Annotated in this window: 1 protein-coding gene; it reads left to right on the top strand. The window is 44.8% G+C overall.

The window, feature by feature from the left end; all coding sequences use genetic code 11:
• Positions 1 to 409 precede the first annotated feature (409 nt).
• Positions 410 to 646 carry a hypothetical protein gene (locus ACCI49_RS24855; RefSeq protein ID WP_371841946.1) on the top strand — a complete coding sequence of 79 codons (237 nt, stop codon included), beginning with the start codon at positions 410 to 412 and terminating at the stop codon, positions 644 to 646.
• The last annotated feature ends 203 nt before the right edge of the window (positions 647 to 849 follow it).

Here is an 849-nt window from a genome sequence, read left to right as displayed (position 1 = left end):
GCAAAGCCATTTAAATGGACAAAGCCCGCCGGTCAAATCTTGGCTTCCGTAGAGCGTGCAAAACAATCGTTACAGAATTAACCGCATGGACCACTAGTGCTAGTAGGGCATTAAATTTTTTCTGATGACTTGGTACATTTTTGTGATTTCTCATAATAATTCCCTTTGCTGCTTTCAAGTTGCAGGTTAATAGGCAAAGGGCAGGAGGGGGAGAGGAAAGTAATAAACAGGGGGAAACTTCTGCTAAACGGGGGGAGAAAAGGAATGACTGAAGTAACGTGCATTGAGGAAGGAGCAAATTAATAAGGGGTTGTAATTTAAAGTGTGTAACTGCATATGCTCCCATACTCTACACAGGAGGGGAGCATGAGCAGAACAATGAACGATAAAGACCTCGAGCTGTAACCCAATGATCACAATCACAGAGAATACGAAGTGTGTTAAATCTGAAACCGACCTCAACAGCTTCACCCAGAGGATTATCAAGATGAAGGTCGAAGCAGCCCTCGGGCTGAGCTGGATGAGCATCTCGGCAATGCAAAGCATGATGCCAATGGACGAGGCTCTGGCAGCAGTCACATTGGTACAGGTTCCAAGCGCCTTAAGGAGCGGTACGGAGAAATTGAGATCAACGCTCCCCGATTGAACCGAAACCTTTGAATCTGAATTTGTGCGTAAGGGGCAAATCTGCCTGACACTGATAGACGATCAAATTTTTTAGCCCTACCTGGTAACTCCTGTGGTAGTAACAAGGAGGAATTGGAGACCCAAGAATCAATGTATTAGGTGGATTAGTTCAGACCAAATCTGACACATCCTCTTGAAAAAGAGGGGTTTACCAGTTTTGAT

The organism is Microbulbifer epialgicus (assembly GCF_041447265.1).
Lineage (GTDB): Bacteria > Pseudomonadota > Gammaproteobacteria > Pseudomonadales > Cellvibrionaceae > Microbulbifer > Microbulbifer epialgicus.
Note: the sequence above shows the minus strand (reverse complement) of the source record. Positions and strands in the feature narration are given on the sequence as shown.

Excerpts from the sequence above, each read along its gene's own strand:
- ACCI49_RS24855 (WP_371841946.1), top strand. The coding sequence starts at position 410 with ATGATCACAATCACAGAGAATACGAAGTGTGTTAAATCTGAAACCGAC.